Origin of the sequence: Exiguobacterium sp. s161 (genome assembly GCF_018619045.1) — a bacterium.
Lineage (GTDB): Bacteria > Bacillota > Bacilli > Exiguobacteriales > Exiguobacteriaceae > Exiguobacterium_A > Exiguobacterium_A indicum.
In genome coordinates this window covers 50,901-70,799 of the sequence record NZ_JACSNH010000007.1, presented here as the reverse complement: position 1 = coordinate 70,799, position 19,899 = coordinate 50,901, and the positions used below count along the sequence as shown (strand labels likewise).

The 19,899-nt window shown below is 47.6% G+C and carries 22 protein-coding genes; 15 read left to right on the top strand and 7 right to left on the bottom strand.

What is annotated here, in order from left to right:
* Positions 1-41 precede the first annotated feature (41 nt).
* Complete coding sequence (folE2, locus tag KNQ14_RS14770) at positions 42-947, bottom strand: GTP cyclohydrolase FolE2 (RefSeq protein WP_023466774.1); 906 nt, start codon at positions 945-947, stop codon at positions 42-44.
* 329 nt (positions 948-1,276) lie between these two features.
* Between folE2 and KNQ14_RS14765 the strand changes: the two genes are divergently transcribed.
* The 9 genes from KNQ14_RS14765 (at position 1,277) to KNQ14_RS14725 (ending at position 8,473) form a co-directional block, all read left to right on the top strand.
* The gene (locus KNQ14_RS14765; protein ID WP_214861633.1) at positions 1,277-2,134 is read left to right on the top strand and encodes a TerC family protein; all 858 of its coding nucleotides are present in this window, start codon (positions 1,277-1,279) and stop codon (positions 2,132-2,134) included.
* Between the two features lie 165 nt (positions 2,135-2,299).
* Positions 2,300-3,064, top strand: coding sequence for a TerC family protein (locus KNQ14_RS14760; RefSeq protein WP_029343196.1), 765 nt, complete (start codon positions 2,300-2,302; stop codon positions 3,062-3,064).
* 51 nt (positions 3,065-3,115) lie between these two features.
* Entirely contained in the window at positions 3,116-4,249 is a 1,134-nt protein-coding gene (locus KNQ14_RS14755) for a YfbR-like 5'-deoxynucleotidase (RefSeq protein ID WP_214805889.1), read from the top strand.
* 11 nt (positions 4,250-4,260) lie between these two features.
* Positions 4,261-5,448, top strand: coding sequence for a multidrug effflux MFS transporter (locus tag KNQ14_RS14750; protein ID WP_251138194.1), 1,188 nt, complete (start codon positions 4,261-4,263; stop codon positions 5,446-5,448).
* Between the two features lie 151 nt (positions 5,449-5,599).
* On the top strand, positions 5,600-5,827 hold the full coding sequence (locus KNQ14_RS14745; RefSeq protein ID WP_064300502.1) for a hypothetical protein: 228 nt from the start codon (positions 5,600-5,602) through the stop codon (positions 5,825-5,827).
* The gene (locus tag KNQ14_RS14740; RefSeq protein ID WP_064300503.1) at positions 5,817-6,338 is read left to right on the top strand and encodes an NfeD family membrane protein; all 522 of its coding nucleotides are present in this window, start codon (positions 5,817-5,819) and stop codon (positions 6,336-6,338) included. Before KNQ14_RS14745 ends, KNQ14_RS14740 begins: the two co-directional genes overlap by 11 nt.
* Positions 6,335-7,855 (top strand): flotillin lipid rafts scaffold protein FloT, encoded by a 1,521-nt coding sequence (locus KNQ14_RS14735; protein ID WP_023466783.1) that lies wholly within the window; start codon positions 6,335-6,337, stop codon positions 7,853-7,855. The genes KNQ14_RS14740 and KNQ14_RS14735 overlap by 4 nt, the downstream gene beginning before the upstream one ends.
* Complete coding sequence (locus KNQ14_RS14730) at positions 7,855-8,265, top strand: hypothetical protein (RefSeq protein WP_214861550.1); 411 nt, start codon at positions 7,855-7,857, stop codon at positions 8,263-8,265. Before KNQ14_RS14735 ends, KNQ14_RS14730 begins: the two co-directional genes overlap by 1 nt.
* Positions 8,258-8,473: a hypothetical protein gene (locus KNQ14_RS14725; protein ID WP_029343203.1), complete on the top strand. Its 216-nt coding sequence runs from the start codon at positions 8,258-8,260 to the stop codon at positions 8,471-8,473. The genes KNQ14_RS14730 and KNQ14_RS14725 overlap by 8 nt, the downstream gene beginning before the upstream one ends.
* Before the next feature lie 275 nt (positions 8,474-8,748).
* Here KNQ14_RS14725 and KNQ14_RS14720 read toward each other — a convergent pair whose 3' ends face one another.
* The gene (locus tag KNQ14_RS14720; protein ID WP_064300505.1) at positions 8,749-9,597 is read right to left on the bottom strand and encodes a DegV family protein; all 849 of its coding nucleotides are present in this window, start codon (positions 9,595-9,597) and stop codon (positions 8,749-8,751) included.
* Positions 9,598-9,613: 16 nt separating this feature from the next.
* The gene (gene lipL / locus KNQ14_RS14715; RefSeq protein ID WP_064300506.1) at positions 9,614-10,435 is read right to left on the bottom strand and encodes an octanoyl-[GcvH]:protein N-octanoyltransferase; all 822 of its coding nucleotides are present in this window, start codon (positions 10,433-10,435) and stop codon (positions 9,614-9,616) included.
* Between the two features lie 145 nt (positions 10,436-10,580).
* Here lipL and KNQ14_RS14710 point away from each other — a divergent pair, with 145 nt between their 5' ends.
* From KNQ14_RS14710 to KNQ14_RS14700, 3 genes are all read left to right on the top strand, one after another.
* Positions 10,581-11,888, top strand: coding sequence for an HD domain-containing protein (locus KNQ14_RS14710; RefSeq protein WP_214861548.1), 1,308 nt, complete (start codon positions 10,581-10,583; stop codon positions 11,886-11,888).
* On the top strand, positions 11,885-12,742 hold the full coding sequence (locus KNQ14_RS14705; RefSeq protein WP_214861547.1) for a phosphotransferase family protein: 858 nt from the start codon (positions 11,885-11,887) through the stop codon (positions 12,740-12,742). Before KNQ14_RS14710 ends, KNQ14_RS14705 begins: the two co-directional genes overlap by 4 nt.
* A gap of 122 nt (positions 12,743-12,864) precedes the next feature.
* Positions 12,865-14,043: a NupC/NupG family nucleoside CNT transporter gene (locus KNQ14_RS14700; RefSeq protein WP_214861546.1), complete on the top strand. Its 1,179-nt coding sequence runs from the start codon at positions 12,865-12,867 to the stop codon at positions 14,041-14,043.
* 55 nt (positions 14,044-14,098) lie between these two features.
* Here KNQ14_RS14700 and KNQ14_RS14695 read toward each other — a convergent pair whose 3' ends face one another.
* Together KNQ14_RS14695 and KNQ14_RS14690 are read right to left on the bottom strand one after the other, a co-directional pair.
* On the bottom strand, positions 14,099-14,743 hold the full coding sequence (locus KNQ14_RS14695; RefSeq protein WP_214861545.1) for an NAD(P)-dependent oxidoreductase: 645 nt from the start codon (positions 14,741-14,743) through the stop codon (positions 14,099-14,101).
* Positions 14,744-14,815: 72 nt separating this feature from the next.
* On the bottom strand, positions 14,816-15,001 hold the full coding sequence (locus tag KNQ14_RS14690) for a 2-hydroxymuconate tautomerase (protein WP_023466792.1): 186 nt from the start codon (positions 14,999-15,001) through the stop codon (positions 14,816-14,818).
* 168 nt (positions 15,002-15,169) lie between these two features.
* Here KNQ14_RS14690 and KNQ14_RS14685 point away from each other — a divergent pair, with 168 nt between their 5' ends.
* Together KNQ14_RS14685 and KNQ14_RS14680 are read left to right on the top strand one after the other, a co-directional pair.
* Positions 15,170-15,694, top strand: coding sequence for a hypothetical protein (locus KNQ14_RS14685; protein ID WP_064300510.1), 525 nt, complete (start codon positions 15,170-15,172; stop codon positions 15,692-15,694).
* A gap of 65 nt (positions 15,695-15,759) precedes the next feature.
* On the top strand, positions 15,760-16,254 hold the full coding sequence (locus KNQ14_RS14680) for a YwhD family protein (RefSeq protein ID WP_023466794.1): 495 nt from the start codon (positions 15,760-15,762) through the stop codon (positions 16,252-16,254).
* Between the two features lie 36 nt (positions 16,255-16,290).
* Here KNQ14_RS14680 and KNQ14_RS14675 read toward each other — a convergent pair whose 3' ends face one another.
* Both KNQ14_RS14675 and KNQ14_RS14670 read right to left on the bottom strand, forming a co-directional pair.
* Complete coding sequence (locus KNQ14_RS14675) at positions 16,291-17,136, bottom strand: metallophosphoesterase (protein WP_214861544.1); 846 nt, start codon at positions 17,134-17,136, stop codon at positions 16,291-16,293.
* 89 nt (positions 17,137-17,225) lie between these two features.
* Complete coding sequence (locus KNQ14_RS14670) at positions 17,226-18,782, bottom strand: BCCT family transporter (RefSeq protein ID WP_064300512.1); 1,557 nt, start codon at positions 18,780-18,782, stop codon at positions 17,226-17,228.
* 378 nt (positions 18,783-19,160) lie between these two features.
* On the opposite strand from KNQ14_RS14670, the gene KNQ14_RS14665 reads away from it, so the two are divergent.
* Positions 19,161-19,832 (top strand): NAD(P)H-dependent oxidoreductase, encoded by a 672-nt coding sequence (locus tag KNQ14_RS14665; RefSeq protein ID WP_214861543.1) that lies wholly within the window; start codon positions 19,161-19,163, stop codon positions 19,830-19,832.
* The last annotated feature ends 67 nt before the right edge of the window (positions 19,833-19,899 follow it).

The window sequence follows — 19,899 nt, the reverse complement described above, 5'->3', positions numbered from 1 at the left end:
GCCGTACTCGCTCGGTTTAAGAGGGAGTACGGCAGACTTACTTATTGTGCGTCTTTATCGAACGTGATCCGTGCGATCGCGTCATGTTGGTGAATCGTTTCTTCGTTACGGCATTCGACGTAGAACGAAGCAATTGGGTCCATTTCGTACAAGTCAGCAGCAATCAAGCGAACCATATCTTCTACGAAACGTGGGTTTTCGTATGCCATCTCTGTCACACGCTTTTCATCCGGACGTTTGAGTACTGGGTGAAGTGGCGCTGAGGCATTGGATTCTGCAGCATCAAGCAATGATTGTTTCCAGTCAAAGTCTTCTGCTTCATCACGTAACGATGCTTCCATCGTGACGTAACCACGTTGGTTGTGAGCACTGTATTCGCTAATTTCTTTTGAACATGGGCAAAGTGTCGTGACGTTGATCGTCAAGCCGACAGACAATGTCGCTTCGTCTGTTTCCGTGTTGACGCTGACCGTTTGCCACACTTCGGCATTCATCAAGCCGCTAAGACCTGTTGCAGGTGCTTTACGTGTGAAGAACCATGGATAACGGATCGTCAATTGACCTTCCGTTTGTTCCATGCGGTCTGCTAAATCACGCGCGAATTGAATGAGTGACTCGTTCGTGACCGTCCAACCTTCGTTATGGTATTGATCAAGTTGCTCCGTTAAACGGCTCATGTTGATCCCTTTACGGTCTTGTACGAGTGATGTCGACAGTTCAAACGTCGCGACTGTCGCTTGTGTTTTGTCTCCGTCTTGGATGACGACAGGATGTTTGACGTTTGAGATTCCGACAGCATCTAGTGCAAACAGGAAGTTCTTCGGTGTATTTTGCAAGTCGACCATCTTATCTTTTTCAGTCGGTTTTGTTCCTTTGATTGGTGGTACCGAACCGAACAGCTTATGGCGCTCTTCTTTTGTTGGTAACGTAATCGGGTAGGTAGACATATTCATTGGCCCCTTTGTCCTTTTGTAGTGTTTCAATAGTAATAACATGACAGGAATGCTAGAGACGAGCAAGTCTGATGATTCCGCAAATGTGTTTCATCTTTTCATCGCTAGAAGTATTGTCTTGAATTTTATCACGAACGTTCGATAAACGAAACTCGCACGACTTAAAATCAACACATTCTATAGCTACAGGAATAACTTACTTGCAATCGGGTATACTATCCTATACTATATGTTCAGGTGAACGTGTAATCATTGTTTTTTCGTCATGGTCAATAATTGAAGTTTTTTTATTTTACAGGTAATTAAAGAAAGGGATGACAGAGATGGATTGGCAGTTACTATTACAGTATGCCTGGGTCGTACTCGTCTTGATCGCGCTTGAAGGATTACTTTCAGCGGATAATGCACTCGTACTCGCGGTCATGGTCAAGCACTTACCAGGAGAACAACAAAAGAAAGCACTTTTTTATGGACTAGCTGGAGCGTTCGTCTTACGATTCGCGGCATTGTTCGCGATTTCGTTCCTCGTCGACATTTGGCAAATCCAAGCACTTGGAGCGGCGTACTTGCTCATCATGGGACTACGGCATATTTATAAGACCGTTAAAGCAAGGAAGCTCGGTGAGAACCATGGGGCTGAAAATGAGCTAGATGAAGAACCGAAGTCGGAGGAGCCAGTTTCAAAAGGTGAATTCTGGCGGACAGTCGCGAAAATCGAATTCGCAGACTTAGCGTTTGCTGTCGATTCGATTCTTGCAGCAGTAGCACTTGCCGTTGCCCTTCCAAACTGGGGATCAGGTGAAATCGGTGGTTTGAACACAGGTCACTTCATCGTCATCTTAACAGGTGGTTTGATGGGTGTCGTCTTGATGCGGTTCGCAGCACGTGTCTTTGTTAAATTACTCGCAGATCGCCCAGGTCTTGAGACAGCAGCCTTTGCAATCGTCGCCTGGGTCGGTGTGAAGCTAGCCGTTCTGGCGCTTGAACACCCGAAATACCACGCATCAATCGAAGGAACGATCTTTGAATCCTTGAAGCTTCCGGAAGGATTCGCCCACAGTACACCGTGGCAGGCATTCTTCTGGACAGTCATGGTCGGTCTTGCTCTTTGGGGTTGGTTCTCTTCACCAAAAACGAAACCAAATCCAGATGCTGAAAAGAAAGTTGATCAAAACTTATAAGAAATGGAAACGATCCGTCGATGACGGGTCGTTTTTTTGTGTTAGGTTTTCTTAAACAATGGGAATAAAACACAAGGTTAAGTACTTGAGTCGAGCTTGTATCTTTTTCTTTCCGGACGACCGGCATATAATAAATAGACTGAACAATAAAGGGGATTCGTTAGTATGGATATTGGATTAATTACACAGTATGCGACCGTCGGGCTCGTACTGATCATTTTGCAAGGATTACTATCCGCCGACAATGCGATGGTCATGGCGGTCCTCGTCCGACCGTTACCAGACGACCAACGTAAAAAGGCGCTTTTCTATGGCCTCGTCGGAGCACTCGTTTTACGTTTCGTGGCAATCTTCTTTGCTTCGTATTTAGCGACGATTTGGGAACTTCAAGCACTCGGAGCGATTTACCTTTTCTACGTCGCGTTTAAAGGAATCGTCGAGGCACGATCGAATAAACACCAAGTACCGGACACGATTGCCTCACAAAAAGCCTCACCGAACTTTTGGTGGACGGTCGTTAAAGTCGAGTTCTCTGACTTAGCGTTCGCTGTCGACTCGACACTTGCCGCTGTCGCGATGGCGACGACACTACCGATGATTGGTGGAACGATCGGTGGTCTGAACACAGGACAATTCTGGGTCGTCTTTTTCAGTGGGATCATCGGTCTTGTCATCATGCGTTACTTCGCGAGCTGGTTCGTCGTCTTGCTCCAAAAGCGACCAGGCATCGAAGAAGCTGCCTTTTGGCTTGTTGCATGGGTTGGTGTAAAACTGGTCGTCATGACACTCGCGCATCCGTCAATCGACGTCTTGCCGCATGAGTTTCCAGAGAGTACACTATGGCAAACGATCTTCTGGGTCGTACTTGCTCTGATTTTAATCATTGGTTGGTTCCGTAGCGGAAGCAGTTCAACCAAATCAGCAAAATAATACAATGGCGGGCAGGGTACTCTCTGTCCGTCTTTCGTTAGGAGAGATTTCATGCAAAACGGTAATTTCATTCGAATGCTGACGCGGATGCAAAACGTTCCACGGTGGGATGAATATGCACCACGTTTTCCGGATAACGCAGCCAGTCACAGCTTTCGTGTTGCCTTATTCAGTTTGATGGCAAGCTATTTAGAAGAAGCAGACGGGCAAACACCAGTCGACCGCCAGACATTGCTCGGAAAAGCTCTATTCCATGATATGAATGAAGTCATCACTGGACCCATTAAACACCGGACAAAAAAAGAACCAACGTTACATGCACACATTCAGGCAATGGAACAACAAGCAAGTGAACAGCTCGTTGCCTTACTCTCAAAGTCGCTTCAACCAGCGTTCACGACATACCTCGTACATGCAGAAGATGAATCACCGGAAGGACGGATCGTCGAAGCCATCGATACGTTCGATGCGATGTTGTACGCACGAAGGGAAGCACGGATGACAGAGTCCGTCTTTTTCGAACAAAAGGCAGCGGAATTACAGGCTGTTCTGGAACGACATCCACTCGTTTCGATCCGTCGCTTGACACAGTCGGTCATGGAAGAGGACGAGATGTCTCATTTCATTGAAAACGTCTTGATGATGGATACGATTCGGCGCTGGAAAGGACGTTTCAACACGATTGATGATAACGACGCGACACATGCGTTTCGAGCAGCCTCGCTTGGTATCTTCAATGGTCTGATTGAATCAGAGAAGTACGGCGTCACGATCGACATCGAAGAAGTCGTCTCGCGTCTCTTGTGTCATGATCTTGTTGAAGGAACGACAGGAGATGTTCTTGGACCTGTCAAACATGCGACACCGGTCACAGCAGCAGCCTTCGAAGCTTACGAACGGGCAGAAGGAGAGACGTTGATCAATAATCTACCGAAAGAAATCCGAGCACCGTTCCGTCGGTTCGTCGTTGAAGCAAAAGACGAGACATACGAAGGACAGATGGTCGATGTGATCGATAAACTCGACGCATTGATTAAAATGAACATGGAACGGAAGTTGAACGGGGTCGAGTATGAGACCGGTTACCGCGCACAACTTAAAAAGGTTCAGATGACATATGAAAATCCATCGGTCGTCTTTTTCCTCGCTTATGTCTTGCATGATTTGGATTACGTGACGTCATGACGAAAGAAACCATGACCCCACGCCGCTTAACGTTGATCTTGATCCTCGGTTCGCTTGCTGCGCTCGGACCGCTCTCGATCGACATGTATCTACCTGCTTTTCCAGATATGTCACGCTCGTTTGATGCGAGTGCATCACTGATTCAATTGAGTTTGACGGCTTGTATGCTCGGAATGGCGCTCGGACAATTGATTGTGGGTCCGCTGAGTGACGTTCGCGGACGTAAACGACCGCTGATGGTTGCTCTGCTCGCATATCTGCTCGCTTCTCTCGCCTGTGCGATGGCACCGACGATCGAAGTGTTGATCGCGCTTCGATTCATCCAAGGGGCAGCTGGAGCGTCAGGAATCGTCATTTCCCGGGCAATCGTTCGTGACTTGTTTGACGGACCTGAATTGACGCGGTTTTTTGCTGCCTTGTCACTCGTCAACGGAACAGCACCAATTCTCGCACCCGTCATCGGTGGACAAATTCTTCGGTTCGGTGACTGGCATTTCGTCTTCTACTTGCTTGCGATTTTAAGCACGATGATGTTACTTGCTGTCGCACTCCGTTTACCGGAAACACTTCCGCTTGATAGACGTGTTGAAGGAAACCTGACGACGACGTTGAAGACGTTCGGACGTTTGTTGACGGATCGCGTCTTCATTGGCTATGCGTTCGCGCAAGCATTCGTCATGGGCGCGATGTTCGCCTACATCTCCGGTTCACCGTTCGTCTTACAAAATATTTATGGCGCTTCGCCGCAACAGTTCAGTTTTTTGTTCGGTTTAAACGGAATCGGAATCATCTTAGCAGCACAGATTGCTGGTCGCCTTGCGGGTCGTGTCGATTCAGAGCGGCTGATGCGAATCAGTTTGACGATCGTTGCGAGTGCGAGCATCTTATTGTTCCTCGCCTTGACGTTAACGAATCAGCTGATCTTCGTCATGATTCCACTGTTTTTCGTCGTTTCAAGCGTCGGTTTGATCTCGACGCTCGGTTTTACCTTAGCGATGCAAAATTACGGAGCAACGGCAGGCAGTGCCTCGGCTCTTCTAGGGCTCTTGCCAATGCTCGTCGGTTCGCTCGTGTCACCACTCGTCGGGATCATGGGAGAGCAATCGGCTGTTCCGATGGGGTTGATCATCATGACCTTAGATTGCCTGGCGCTCATCCTCTATTACGGTCTGATTGTTCGTCGACCAAATCGTTCATAAACGCTAATTATTCAAAAACGTTTGTCCTCTGTATGGGACGAGCGTTTTTTCTTTTAATGAAAGGAAAAGAAATGGAATTCATTTTGAAACATTTTCTAAAAAATAAGCGTAGAAGAGAAAGAAAGCCAGTACTTCAGAAAGGAGTGGAGCGATGAAGCAGGAGTTGCAGCGTGAACGAGAACCGTCGATTGAGGCAAGATTAGCACGTCATTTTGCCGCACAGAAAAAATACTTACGCCGTCAAGAAGAGGCAATCGATCAACGAGACAAAGAATTGGCTCGTTTATTGTTTGAGGAAAACCGGACTGCTTATCTAAGGGCTTACCACGAACTGTATGGCTCACATCCTTACATCGAGGTGAACGAAGATGGACGTTAGTACACTTTATTTATATGCGTTAGCGGCCGCTGCTTGTGGTGTGTTTGTGTCCATCCTATTCTCAGACGTCATTCCAGGCGTCGATCAAATCTTTCATCCCACGTTGATCTTATCTTTTGTCATCATCACGTCAGCGATCGGATTCGGACTCGAACAGCTCAGTCCGCTTCGTTCGATATTGATTTTAATCATCAGTAGTGTGATTGCGTTATTAGTGACGACGCTGATGCATATCTTTTTATTCGTTCCGATGGCACAAGCCGAACAGTCGCTTGGATTTTCGGAACAGATGCTAGAAGGACGCAGTGCAACCGTCATCGTGCCGATTCCGACTGAAGGATATGGTGAAATCTTACTCGATGACGTCTCAGGACGCGTATCGAAGTCAGCCGTCCTGTTTGAAGGACCTGCTTTACCACAAGGCACGAAGGTGCTCGTCATCGAGATCAAACAAGGCGTCGCGTCTGTCGTGACGTATCCCCATCAATGGAAAAAGGAGATGTTTTTATGAATCCAGTATTAATCGTATCGATCGTCGCGGTCGCGTTGATCGTTGCATTGATCGTCTTATTCATTACGAAGTACCGAACGGTCGGTCCAGAAGAAGCGTTGATCGTATCCGGTAGTTATCTCGGAGGACGCAACGTCAATACCGATGAGTCCGGCAACCGAGTAAAAATTATTCGAGGTGGCGGAACATTCGTGTTACCTGTCTTCCAACAGGCGACACCACTAAGTTTGTTGTCGAGTAAACTCGAAGTCACGACACCTGAAGTCTATACGGAGCAAGGTGTACCGGTCATGGCTGACGGTACAGCGATCATCAAGATTGGTAGCTCGATTTCTGAGATTGCGACGGCAGCGGAGCAGTTCCTCGGAAAATCAAAGGAGGAGCGAGAAGGCGAAGCGCGTGAAGTTCTTGAAGGACACTTGCGTTCGATTCTCGGTTCGATGACCGTCGAAGAAATTTATAAGAACCGTGATAAGTTCTCACAAGAAGTCCAGCGGGTCGCGTCTCAAGACCTGGCGAAGATGGGACTCGTCATCGTTTCGTTTACGATCAAAGACGTCCGTGACAAGAACGGATACTTAGAATCACTCGGGAAACCGCGGATTGCACAGGTTCGCCGGGATGCGGATATCGCAACGGCAGACGCGGAAAAAGAGACACGCATCAAACGGGCGGAAGCTTCAAAAGATGCGAAAAAAGCAGAACTCGAACGTGCAACTGAAATCGCTGAAGCGGAAAAAGAAAATCAGTTGAAGATGGCAGACTACCGCCGCGAACAAGATATCGCGAAGGCGAAAGCCGACCAAGCGTATGATCTTGAGAATGCACGCGCACAACAAGAAGTCACGGAGCAACAGATGCAAATCAAAATCATCGAGCGTCAAAAACAAATCGAGCTCGAAGAACGCGAAATCCTCCGTCGTGAGAAACAATACGACGCGGAAGTCAAAAAACGCGCTGATGCTGATCGTTACTCGATTGAGCAAGCTGCCCAAGCGGACCGTGCGAAGCAATATGCGGAAGCAGATGCAACGAAATACCGGATCGAGGCATCGGCAAAAGCGGATGCAGAACGAATTCGTCTAGATGGTCTTGCGAAAGCGGATGCGGAGCGGGCACAAGGGGAAACAGAAGCAGAGATCATTCGTCTGAAGGGTCTTGCGGAAGCAGAAGCGAAAGAAAAAATCGCGCAAGCGTTCGAGCAATTCGGACAAGCAGCGATTCTCGACATGGTCATTCGGATGATGCCAGAGTACGCGAAAGAGATTGCGGCACCACTCGGCAATATCGATAAAATCACAGTCGTTGATACAGGTAGTGGTGAAGGGGGCGGTGCGAACCGTGTCACCGGTTACGCAACGGATTTGATGGCATCACTGCAAGAGACATTGAAGGCGTCGTCAGGATTAGATGTCAAAGAGTTGATTGAGAACTTCTCCGGTAAAGGAACAGCAAAACCGTTGACGGTCAACTTGAATTCCCATGATGCGGTGGCAGCGTCGAAAACAGAAGACTGATGGCAATCCGCGTCTTATTGATTGTGTTCGCACTCCTGCTTTTTCATGTCGCTTGGCCGCTTCCATGGTATGCACTGGCGGTACTAGGTAGCGTCATTGGAATCATCAAAGGGTACACATCGGATGACGGAATCGCGAATATATTTAACATGAAGAAGGTATCTTACTCACTTTACGATCGACAAACACGTCAGGAAGCCGTCCTCGCTTTGATGTGCAGTTTGCTGACGGTCGACTTCCCGTACTGGTTCGCTGGGGTGACGACAGGAATCACGTGGCGTGATGTCGGATATGTTGGTTTCGAAGTAGTATCGACACTTCTGTTCGCTTATGTCTTATTCCGTTTCTTATGTCTGAATCTATTCCGACCATTCTTGGGGTCTGAAAGAAGGGAGCAAAGAAATGGATAGTTTATTTCTACTGCAAGAGCGTTGGATGCTGTTGCTTCCGTTCCTCGTCGTCTTCTTGATCAACGTCGGGTTATTGACTGCCCTTCTTAAGAAGCGACGTGATTTACCGAAACTGTTAGTCTTCGGAATGGGTGGGATGGCGATCGTGTTCATCGTCTCCTCGCTTGGATTAAGCATGGCACTGCTGTTCTTCGGATACAATTCATAAAAAACGGAGCTGACTCAAAAGTCAGTCTCTACAAAGATAGGGGTGGCAGAATGATGATCTGCCACCCCTATCTCGTAATAAAAAGAATGACGCGTCACACGCAACTCCTACAGGAAAAAAGCGCATTTATGCGCTGTCAGAGACAAACAAGACCCGCTTTCCTGCTTGAATGAAGCAGGAAAACTGGCTTGTGTCTCGCCTGAGGAAAGGGCGTGAACAGACGAGTCATTCTTTTTTTGAGTCAGCCTCGTTTAATGAAGTAAGAATAAATGCCTTTAACGTGGAAGGTCATACCCAATGACGACAAGTCCAGGTCCGGTATGTGAACCGATGGCTGCGCCGGCGATCGTCAATATGACTTCGCTTGGTGAAAACTGTGCTTCAATCAATTGTTTTAATTGTTCTGCCCGTTCAATCGAATCCCCGTGACCAATGATGATCCGGTGTCCGTCAATCGCTGGACGTGCTTCTTCCATCCACTCGACGATCCGGTTCATGACTTTTTTCTGTCCGCGAATTTTTTCTTTTGGAATCAACTTCCCGTCTTCGACTGTCAACAGTGGCAAGATTGATAGAAGACCACCAATGAAGGCGCTAGCTCGCGAAACGCGTCCACCGCGCATCAAATATTCGAGTGATTCGACTGTAAACAGATGACGAATCGTATTCACCTTGGCTTCAGCATAAGCCACTGTTTCTTCAAACGAATGCGTTTGTGCGTATTCTGCGACGTCGAGAACGAATAGTCCTTGTCCTGTCGAAGCGGTTTTCGTATCGAGTACCAAGTAAGGAACGTTCGGATATTTTTCGGCGAGTTCTTCCGCGAGCATCTTCGCGGTTTGATATGTTCCCGATAATTCGCTCGAGAAGGCGAGGTAGAGGAAGGGATCCCCTTGTTCGAAGTGACGCGTGAACACCTCGACCATCCGGCTGACTTCGACCTGGAATGTCTTCGGTGCTGCACCGTCACGCATCTTATCATACAGTTGTTTTGGAGATATCGATTCTCCGTCGAAGAACGTGTCTTCGTCAATCAATACGCCGAATGGCATGACCGTAAAATCATAAGCATCTAACATGTCTTTTGGTGCATCAGCACCACTGTCTGTGATCAATCGGATCATCACGTTCTCTCCTTTCTTAACCTAGGGCTTTTTCGTTTCGATCAAGCATCCGACTCAAGTTGACGCCGAAACGCTCGTTCTCGAGTTCCGTCAAAGTTGCGGGCGTCAAATCAGCGCCGAGCGCAAGTAACGCTTCATATGCACGACGTAAGCACTCCTCGACTGTCAATGGAGTACCAAGCAGTTCCTCGAGTGACGCCATCGTTTCGGGCACGACGGTCGGATAAACGAATTTCGTCGTTTCACCTTGAAGCGCTGCCTCGTAAAAGTCACGGACTAAAGCGGCGCGTTGACTTCCACTTCCGTTGACACAAAGATAGATTTGAACGGCAACTCCGCCACGGACACGACGCTGGGAGATACCAGCGAATTTTTTACCCGCAATCGATAAGTCATAAGAACCGGGACAATACGATCCGACGACTTCACCAGCGACGATCGCGTCCGTTTCTTGTGCGAACATGCGGCGGACGAGCGCAAGCATCGCTTCGTAACCACTGTCGATATCGATGCCACCGCGTTCCGGTAGGACGAGTGAAATATTCAAGACACCGGCGTCGAGGACGACGGCAAGACCACCTGAGTTACGGACGACGGGCGAGAAACCATGTTCATGCAGGACGGCTACACCGTCAGCAAGATAAGGAAGTCGGGCATCCTGAATGCCGAGGACGACGGTTTCGTGGTGAATCCAAGAGCGGAGTGCGGCTCCTTCTGTTGCAACGGAAGCACATAATGTGTCGTCCATCGCAAACGATTGTGTCGCATGGAAAGCAGTTCCGAGTGACGTTTGATCAAAAATACGATAATGTTCTTGTTTTAAGAGTTCGATTCCCATAGGCTCGTTCCTTTATTGTAGATTTGCGACATCATTATAGCACAGGGTGTGTAAAGTTTCTGTGCGAAGCGCCGCGGGAGACAGGAATCCTTGGAAACAAAACCGAACAACAACGACATAGACACGATTTAAAGGAGAGAAACATATGTATCAATCATTAGGACAATTAAAGGAAACGAAGGTCTTCAAGGATCCGGTTCATCGCTATATCTATGTCAGTGATCAGTTGATTTGGCAACTGATCGGTACACGTGAATTTCAGCGACTACGCCGAATCAAACAACTCGGAACATCCTTTTTGACGTTTCATGGAGCAGAGCACACACGGTTCCATCATTCGCTCGGTGTCTATGAAATCACGCGTCAACTGATCGATGTCTTCAACGGTCGCGCCGATTGGGACGATCAGTACCGGGAGTTGACGCTGGCTGCGGCACTCTTACACGATGTCGGACACGGTCCGTTTTCGCACGCATTCGAGAACGTCTTTGGTGTTAATCACGAGACGTGGACAGAGCGGATCATTCTCGGGGATACGGAAATCAAGAAAGTCCTCGACCAAGCCGGCGACGGATTTGCGGAAGAAGTGGCATCGATCATCAACAAGACGCACCCGAATCAACTGCTCGTTACGATGATCAGCTCACAACTCGACGTTGACCGGATGGATTATTTATTGCGCGATGCGCACTTTGCCGGTGTCAGCTACGGAAAATTCGATCTCGAGCGGATGCTTCGGGTATTGCGTCCAGCCCATAATCAGATGGTCGTCAAACAGTCCGGAATGCATTCGATCGAAGACTACATCATGCGGCGGTATCAGATGTATTGGCAAGTCTACCTACATCCGGTGACACGTTCGAGTGATTACCTATTAAAAGCTATCCTCGAGCGGGCGCAGGAGTTGTACCTGTCCGCATATCCGTTTGCCATCGCACCGATCCATTTGATGCCGCTATTTGATCAGAAGATGGAGTTGCGTGATTTCCTTGGGCTGGATGAGACGATCGTCTACTTCTATTTTCAGCAGTGGGCGAACGAGCAGGATTCGATCCTTGCGGATCTCTCGAGGCGATTCGTTGACCGAAAGTTGTTCAAGTATGTCGATTATCCGGCTGAAAAACGTGAACTCGTCCACGATAAGTTGTGTGAGTTGTTCGAAGCAATCGGCTTGAATCCGACGTATTACCTGCTTGAAGATAAACTCAGTCGTCTTCCTTACGATTTATATGGAGACAACGGGGAAATCAGCAAACAACCGATCATGTTGCAGATGAAGGATGGGCAGATGAAAGAGATTTCGCAAGTCTCACCACTCGTTCAAGCCATTGCGACGTCACGCCAGACGGATGAGAAGCTGTTCTTCCCGCAAGAAATTTTGCATGACTTGCGCGAACATGCGAATGAGAAGATGCAGATCGACCAGTTATTGATTGGCAGCGTGACACCATGATATCGTCCGCTGTCCTTACGAAAATCTTGCAACAGCTTGGACAGGAGGGAGGAGAGGTCGAAGTCTTAAAAGGCGCGACATCCTCCCTTGTTTTTCGAGTCGGTGAGGGAATTCTTCGCGTCCATACGAATCAAGACTGGCTACATGAGGAGCCGGATCTTGTCTTGCATGAAGTGTTTGCGTTACAAGTAGCAGGTGACTTAGCACCAGATGTGTTGGACTATCAAACCGATGTTAGAGACGAAGTCCCGCCGTGGTTATATATGACGCGTTCACCGGGAGAGATCCGGCTTGATCAGGTGGATGAGCGATATGTCAATCGACTGGCACAAATGCTTGCTGCAATCCATGCGCTACCGGTACCAGAATCTCGTTATGTCTATCAGCCGTATGCGACGGAGCGTCACGTTCCGACGTGGACGCAGCATCCGGAGAGATGGGGTCAGCTACTGGCGGTCGAACCGGACGAAAGTCAAACGATCCGGTTCATTCATCGGGATTTTCATCCGGTCAATGTGTTATACGAAATGAATGAAACGTGCCATACGATTGATTGGATTAATGCGTGTGTAGGGCCTATTGAAGTCGACCTTGCGCATTGTCGTTTGAATCTTGCCTTGCTCGAATCTGTTGAGATAGCGGATCATTTTTTAAAAAGTTACCTCAAACAGACGAACCGTTCTTACGATCACGCGTGGGATATTCGGGCTGTTTTTGATTTTGAACCTGAAACGATTGACGTCTATCCGGGGTGGAAAGCATATGGAAGGCAAAACCTTAGTCAGGACAATGTTCGGGAACGCTTGGAAAAGTTTGTCTTGAAAGTCTATGAAAATAACGAAAGCGGTTACTAAATGAACTTTTCCTCTTGTAGTTCTTCGAAATATTGATTATTCTATTACTTGGAAAGAGATTAAACGTCAGACATCGTACGAATGTACAACTGATAAACAACTAATAGATAGAGGGGTACTTCATGAAATATCTTATCGCACTACTCGGACTGGCTATCGTTTTCGGCTTGGCACTCCTTGTCAGCAGTAACCGTAAAGGCATCAAATTGAAACCGCTTGCGGTCATGCTAGTTCTTCAGCTCGTACTTGGGTTCATTTTACTCAATACATCGTTCGGATATATCGTCATTCGTGGCGTCGCGAAAGTCTTTGAAAAACTGCTTAGTTATGCGGCAATCGGAATTGATTTCGTCTTCGGTGGTTTAGCGAACGAAGGCGCACAACCATTCTTCATTAATGTCTTGTTACCGATCGTCTTCATCTCTGCTTTGATCGGGATTCTACAATTCACGAAGATTTTACCAATCTTAATGCGCGGTATCGGTTTCGTCCTATCAAAAATCAACGGTATGGGACGTCTTGAGTCTTACAACGCGGTTGCTTCAGCTGCGATCGGACAATCAGAAGTATTCATCACAGTCAAAAAACAAATCGGTCAATTACCAGCAAATCGTCTCTACACATTGTGTGCGTCAGCGATGTCGACGGTTTCGATGTCAATCGTCGGTGCATATATGACGATGGTCGAACCGAAATATGTCGTTACAGCAATCGTCTTGAACTTGTTCGGTGGTTTCATGATCGTCTCGATCATCAATCCATACACGGTTGACCCGGAAGAAGATATTCTTGAAATCGTCGAAGAAAAACAAACGTTCTTCGAAATGCTCGGCGAATACATCATGGATGGATTCAAAGTTGCAATCATCGTTGGTGCGATGTTGATCGGTTACAATGCCTTGATCGGAATGGTCAACGATATCTTCTTGATGGTTCTAAACATCTCGTTCCAAGAAATCCTCGGATACATCTTTGCGCCGTTCGCTTTCATCATGGGTATTCCATGGGCGGAAGCTGTCAGTGCCGGTAGTGTCATGGCAACGAAATTGATTACGAACGAATTCGTTGCGATGTTGAGCCTTCCAGAATACTCAAAAGAATTCTCGGAACGCACACTTGGAATCGTGTCGGTCTTCTTGATCTCGTTTGCGAACTTCTCGTCGATCGGAATCATCGCTGGTGCGGTTAAAGGATTGAACGATCGCCAAGGAAGCGTTGCAGCTAGTTTCGGTCTGAAGTTACTCTACGGCGCAACACTCGTCAGTGTCTTGACGGCAATCGTCGTCAGCGTCTTGCTGTAATCGTTACACATATGAAAGAGCAATGGATCAGCAGATCCGTTGCTCTTTTTGTTTTTCATTCAGTTGATCGATGCGAAGCAATCCCGACACGGACGCGATGATGGGTTCCGTCACGATAAACTTCAAAGGCGAACTGGGCGACGTTTTCCCGGGGAATCGGACCTGTCGGTGCAGTGAAACGTGTCGTCTCGATTAACAGGTCGTCAGCAGCAAGTGCGTTGTCTTCGGTCAGTTGTGTTGGACAGATGACGGTGAAGTCGACGTCTGCATCCTTTAGGGTCAGATAAGCTTTTAAGTGATCCTCGGCTGCAATCGTCGAGCGTCGACGGGACTCACTCGATTGGAAACGATACTTCCCAGGTTCTTCTGATGCATCGAGAATGCCTGCTGTACCGATGAAGACGATCCGTTCGATGCCTGCTTCCTTCATCTTCGTGACAAGATGCGGAATCGCTGTCGAGAGGACCTGCTGTTGATCGGTACCGAGACAACTGAAGACAGCGGTGCTTCCTGCGAGTACTTCTTCGAGATTGTCCGGGTTTGTCGCATCTCCTGTCAGGACGTGGAGTCGGTCATGGACGGGTAAGTCCGGTGACGTGGAACGCACGAGTGCTTGGACATCATAGCCGTCTTCTAATAACCGATCAATCAAAGGTCGACCCGTTCGACCGGTCGCACCAAGTACAGTAACAGTAGTCATAAGTTTTCCTCCTTAGAGATCAAGTAGATGGGAAAAAGAGACGTACGGTAACGACCGGACGTCTCTTGTTGTTTATTTATCCGCGAACATGACGCCAGCTTGACCGTAATCTGTTTTTTCCATCTCTTCGATGAAGACCGTGATGTTTTCTTTAGGAGCATTCGTCGTTTCCGACACCGCTTCCGTGACTTTTTCAATCAAAGCGCGTTTTTGTTCGACTGTACGACCCGATAACATTTTAACCGTAACATATGGCATGACTTCATTTCCCCCTCTAACATGATGACGATACGCCATCAGTATAGCGCATTCGATAGGGGATTCGTCAATTCGAACATCGTTTTCGAAAAAGAAGGGTATAAGGTAGGAGCTATTCTTGTCGGAAGCGAAGGTAGTCATACACATACGGCAGAAAAGGAGAGACATATGGACGCAATCATACGGAAGAAGATTCATACGTTACTGATTTTTGATCGGGCGTTACCGGAAGATACGAATTATCCGTTGTCTGGTGCAAAAGGACTCGAAGTCGCAGATATCGTTTTTGAACAGAACATTCCATTCGGACGACTCGTAACGGATAAAGAACTCGCTCAACTGCTGAATCAAAAAGAAGCAAAGCGATACGGGATGTTGACGTTGCTTGAAGACGATGTACGTTTCAAACCGTTGTTTCAAAATCGAAAACCGACAGCTGACATGGAAGAAGAGGTCGAGGCGAAGGTACGAGAACTCGCGCATCAGTTACGTGCGATTCGGTCGCGGTGTTCCTCGCTGGAACGTCTCTTCTTGTTCGGTCGTGCGGCGCAAACCCTGTTTGACCGCGCTTTGCTTCATCTTGAAGAGGTCAATCCCCCGGCACATGAGGAAATTGCGTCCATGACGTGTTATCGTCTCCCAACGATTCGCCGAGCGACAGAGGAACAATTACAGCTTCTCCGTTACGAGTGACGGGTTGCAGACACCTCGGAATACGGTATGATAGAAGCAACAGGATTAAAAGGGGACAAAACACGATGGAAAAAAAGATTAACTTCAATATCATTTCAGATAACTCTACAGACGGTCACGGAGGATTTGGTGTCGGAACACTCAGTTTAAATAGTATGTCACCAGTCATCATTTCTCCGGAAGACGGTGAAGCTTACATCGATATGGGCGCGATGCACGCGAAAGCAGCCATCGAGAAACGCGTCAAATTCACGACGGATAAAGCCGATACGCCAAACGGTAAATTATACTGGATCGTTTGGGTGACGGTCGGTCGTAAGCCAGAAGGATTCTATTATGGTGGTGTCGCTGCCTGCGATCTGTTAGTCGATGCGGAAGCACGTCGCGGATTTAAGATTCTCGCTGATCACGTCAATAAGATGGATAAATCCCTTAAAGGACGGATCGTCGTCGATCATATGGATGAGCGTTCAAAGGAATTGTTACGTGATTTCTTGCAGACACATAAACCGGAGATGTGGGAAAATGCTGACGCTGCTTTACATGAAGCGTTAGTCTAAACAAAAAGAACGTGTGCCGCGGCACACGTTCTTTTTTCATGGTCGTTTCAGCGTCAAGACGACGAGTTCTGGATGATTGAACAGACGAAACGGAAACAGGCTGTTCCCGAGACCACGACTGACGATCAGTTCCGTCTGCTGTTCCTGATAGCGACCTGCCGTCACCGCTGGAAAGAATCCTTGACCAGGGGCATACAGACCTTCCGTAAACGGCAGGCGGATCTGTCCGCCGTGGGCGTGACCGGATAAGACGAGATCAACGGAACGCTCGGCATACAAGGATTTATATTCCGGACGATGCGCAAGCAAGAGCTGAAACGCATCAGGTGACACGTCTTGCAGTGCTTGATCGAGACTTTGACGAATCCCATCCGGTTCCGACAGTCCTTCGCGCCATCGTGTCGTCGTCGGGTCATCGATACCGAGTAACGAAAACGATTGACCTTGGTATTCGATGACGCGCGATTCATTCCGGAGAACGGTGACACCTAGTTGTTCAAGCTTTGGCAAAATCGTTAGATTGAGTCGAACCTCATGATTCCCGGTGACGAAGTAGACCGGGTATCGATCGACGAGTGCTTTCATGAGTGTAAGGGCAGCTTCTTCACCGTTTCGTCTCGAGTCAATCAAATCACCAGTCATGACAATGAGGTCTGGTTCTGCCTGATTGATTTTTTTCAGTAATCGTTGTTGTTCATTCCCGAACGCCTTGCCATGTAAATCTGCGACCTGCACGACACGATATCCGTTAAACGCTTCCGGTAAACGGCTGGACGCCACCGTCACCTGTGAGACATCGATGATGTTGTTTTCACGATATAAAAACCAGCTTCCTAAGGCGAGGACGCCAAGGGATAACAGCCAGCGTGTACGTTTACGCATAAGCCACCTCATTTCTTCCACTAATCATAATTCAGGATAACAAAAAAGACCTCCTTCCGTATGCGACGGAAGGAGGAAATCAATTCGATTTAAGCGTCTTGTTTTAATTCAGTTGTTTCTTTTTGTGCGTCGGGTTCATCCGACAAATCTTTGAATAGGGCGACGACCATCATCCCGACGACGAAGATGAATGGGAAAGCGGCTAATATGGCAGCAGCCTGTAACGCACCTAATCCACCAGCATATAAGAGTACAGCGGCAATCGATGACTGGACGACACCCCAAGCGAGCTTAATGCGTAAGCTTGGCATCAGACTACCACCAGACGATAGCATACCGAGAACATATGTCGCGGAGTCAGCTGAAGTGATGAAGAACGTCGTGATCAAGAAGACGGCAACGATACTGAGGAACGTTCCTAAGCCACCGAATGTCTCGAACAATGCAAACATTCCAGTTTCAACCCCTTTATCGTTGACAGTCGAGATTAGGTCGACGTTTTGGAACAGTTCGTTCCAAATCGCTGAACCACCGAAGACTGAGAACCAAAGGAGACCAAAAATCGTTGGAACGAGCATGATGCCGATGACGAACTCACGAATCGTCCGTCCTTTCGAGACACGAGCGATGAATGTTCCGACGAATGGTGACCATGAAATCCACCATGCCCAGTAGAAGATCGTCCAACCGTTGATCCACTCGCGTTCATCTGGGTTGAAGGCAGATGCACGGAAACTCATGACCGGTAAGTTTTGCAGATAAGCACCCGTCGTTTGCACGAAGAGGTCCATGATGAAGCTGAATGGTCCGAGGAACATGACACCAATCATCAATAAAGTCGCTAAGACGATATTGGCATTACTGAGGCGGACGATCCCTTTGTCAAGACCAGATGCAGCACTCATCATATACAGTACCGAAACGACAGCGATGATGATGATTTGTGTCGTAAATGTGTTCGGGACACTGCTCGTCAGGAAGTTGAGTCCACCTGAGATTTGCTGCGCACCAAGACCAAGCGATGTTGCGACACCAAATGCTGTTGCAACGATTGCGAGTACTTCAACTGTTCCTTTACCAGCTGCTTCATAGCGCGGCTTCATTAGGGAAGCGACGGTATCCCCGATAGTAGCGGGACGCCCTTTACGGAATGTCGAGTAAGCAATCGCAAGCGCGACAACTGCGTATAGTGCCCAAGGGTGCAAGCCCCAGTGGAAGAATGAATAACGCATCGCAAGAGGACCGGCTTCTGTCGGGTCACTTGTTGCGATTGGTGGCGTATGGAAGTGTGTCAGTGGTTCTGAGACACCCCAGAAAACAAGACCGATTCCCATACCAGCACTAAAGAGCATGGCGAACCAGGAAAGCAAACTGTATTCAGGACGGTCTGAATCCTTACCGAGTCGGATTGAACCGAAGCGGGAAAAAATAAGGAAGATGGCAATTAAGAGAAATGCGCTCATTCCGAGGAGATAAAGCCAACCCAAACGGTTGGAGACAAACGATTGTGCTATTGATGTGACATTTCCAAGACTAGCTGCACCGATTAGGGATTCCGGTAAGATTCCCCATATGGTAAAGAGCACACAGAAAATGACAGATACCATAAAGACTTTTGTGATCTTACTTTTTCGATTATTTTCCATCGTGTTCCACACCTTCTTTCGAATTTTACATGGTTGTTTTGAATCGAATGATAACAACGACAATAATGATTCCCCGTTTGTCCGATAACAAAACCTAATCACGCAGGTGACTACCGTAACAAACATTTGTGCGAAAAAGCAAACTGTTTGGGAAATGAAACCATAGAAACTAGGGGATTACCAGAAAGGAAAGGTGTAAAATAGCGGATCATCAAATGTTTAAAATAATTTTTAAATAATGAAAAGAAAGACGTTAATATTCTTATTTCCCGTTTTACTTAAAAACTAACGTAATGACTGATATGAGCAAATCAGAGGCGGTCTGAAATCAGATTTGATATAACAAGAGCAGTCATCATTTTGAAGGAGGCATTTCCCATGGAAAAACAAAAACAAAAACAAGCGATTCTTGAAGCATTTCAATCTCGTCATGCGACAAAAGCATTTAATGGTCAAATGATCCCAGAAGACGATTTCCGGTTCATTTTAGAAACGGCGCGTCTGTCACCGAGCTCGTTCGGATATGAGCCATGGAACATGCTCGTCATTCAAAATCCAGAAATCCGAGAAGCCTTAAAAGAAATTTCTTGGGGCGCACAAGGACAATTACCGACAGCGAGTCACTTCATCTTGTTTCTTGCCCGTACCGGAGAACAAATGCAGGCAGATGGTCCGCATGTCACGCAGATGATGGATTTCCTTGGTCTATCCGAAGAAGCGAAAGCCGGACGGACGAAGCGTTACGGTCTGTTTTTAGAGGAGGATTTCGCGATTGGTGATAACCCGAAAGCGATGGAAGACTGGGCAGCAAAACAAGCCTATATCGCACTCGGAAACATGATGTCGACGGCAGCACAAATCGGAATCGATTCATGCCCAATCGAAGGATTCGACCAGCAAGCCGTCGAGCAATTACTCGTCGATCGTGGACTGCTCGATCGCTCTGTTTTCACGGTGCCGGTCATGGTCGCATTCGGTTACCGGGCAGACGAACCAAAACGTGAGAAGCAACGTCGTCCGCTTGATGAAATCGTGACGTTCATCGAGTAAAGACGGAAGACAAAAATTTTCGAATTATATAGAAGTTTCTTTCGAAATTCGGTATACTCGCATTTGT

Coding starts and splice junctions, on each gene's coding strand:
- KNQ14_RS14730 (WP_214861550.1), top strand. CDS start 7,855: ATGGCAATCCGCGTCTTATTGATTGTGTTCGCACTCCTGCTTTTTCAT.
- KNQ14_RS14695 (WP_214861545.1), bottom strand. CDS start 14,743: ATGACTACTGTTACTGTACTTGGTGCGACCGGTCGAACGGGTCGACCT.
- KNQ14_RS14750 (WP_251138194.1), top strand. CDS start 4,261: ATGACCCCACGCCGCTTAACGTTGATCTTGATCCTCGGTTCGCTTGCT.
- KNQ14_RS14735 (WP_023466783.1), top strand. CDS start 6,335: ATGAATCCAGTATTAATCGTATCGATCGTCGCGGTCGCGTTGATCGTT.
- KNQ14_RS14755 (WP_214805889.1), top strand. CDS start 3,116: ATGCAAAACGGTAATTTCATTCGAATGCTGACGCGGATGCAAAACGTT.
- KNQ14_RS14685 (WP_064300510.1), top strand. CDS start 15,170: ATGGACGCAATCATACGGAAGAAGATTCATACGTTACTGATTTTTGAT.
- KNQ14_RS14675 (WP_214861544.1), bottom strand. CDS start 17,136: ATGCGTAAACGTACACGCTGGCTGTTATCCCTTGGCGTCCTCGCCTTA.
- KNQ14_RS14690 (WP_023466792.1), bottom strand. CDS start 15,001: ATGCCATATGTTACGGTTAAAATGTTATCGGGTCGTACAGTCGAACAA.
- KNQ14_RS14760 (WP_029343196.1), top strand. CDS start 2,300: ATGGATATTGGATTAATTACACAGTATGCGACCGTCGGGCTCGTACTG.
- KNQ14_RS14680 (WP_023466794.1), top strand. CDS start 15,760: ATGGAAAAAAAGATTAACTTCAATATCATTTCAGATAACTCTACAGAC.
- KNQ14_RS14665 (WP_214861543.1), top strand. CDS start 19,161: ATGGAAAAACAAAAACAAAAACAAGCGATTCTTGAAGCATTTCAATCT.
- KNQ14_RS14700 (WP_214861546.1), top strand. CDS start 12,865: ATGAAATATCTTATCGCACTACTCGGACTGGCTATCGTTTTCGGCTTG.
- lipL (WP_064300506.1), bottom strand. CDS start 10,435: ATGGGAATCGAACTCTTAAAACAAGAACATTATCGTATTTTTGATCAA.
- KNQ14_RS14710 (WP_214861548.1), top strand. CDS start 10,581: ATGTATCAATCATTAGGACAATTAAAGGAAACGAAGGTCTTCAAGGAT.
- KNQ14_RS14725 (WP_029343203.1), top strand. CDS start 8,258: ATGGATAGTTTATTTCTACTGCAAGAGCGTTGGATGCTGTTGCTTCCG.
- KNQ14_RS14765 (WP_214861633.1), top strand. CDS start 1,277: ATGGATTGGCAGTTACTATTACAGTATGCCTGGGTCGTACTCGTCTTG.
- folE2 (WP_023466774.1), bottom strand. CDS start 947: ATGTCTACCTACCCGATTACGTTACCAACAAAAGAAGAGCGCCATAAG.
- KNQ14_RS14720 (WP_064300505.1), bottom strand. CDS start 9,597: ATGATCCGATTGATCACAGACAGTGGTGCTGATGCACCAAAAGACATG.
- KNQ14_RS14705 (WP_214861547.1), top strand. CDS start 11,885: ATGATATCGTCCGCTGTCCTTACGAAAATCTTGCAACAGCTTGGACAG.
- KNQ14_RS14740 (WP_064300503.1), top strand. CDS start 5,817: ATGGACGTTAGTACACTTTATTTATATGCGTTAGCGGCCGCTGCTTGT.
- KNQ14_RS14745 (WP_064300502.1), top strand. CDS start 5,600: ATGAAGCAGGAGTTGCAGCGTGAACGAGAACCGTCGATTGAGGCAAGA.
- KNQ14_RS14670 (WP_064300512.1), bottom strand. CDS start 18,782: ATGGAAAATAATCGAAAAAGTAAGATCACAAAAGTCTTTATGGTATCT.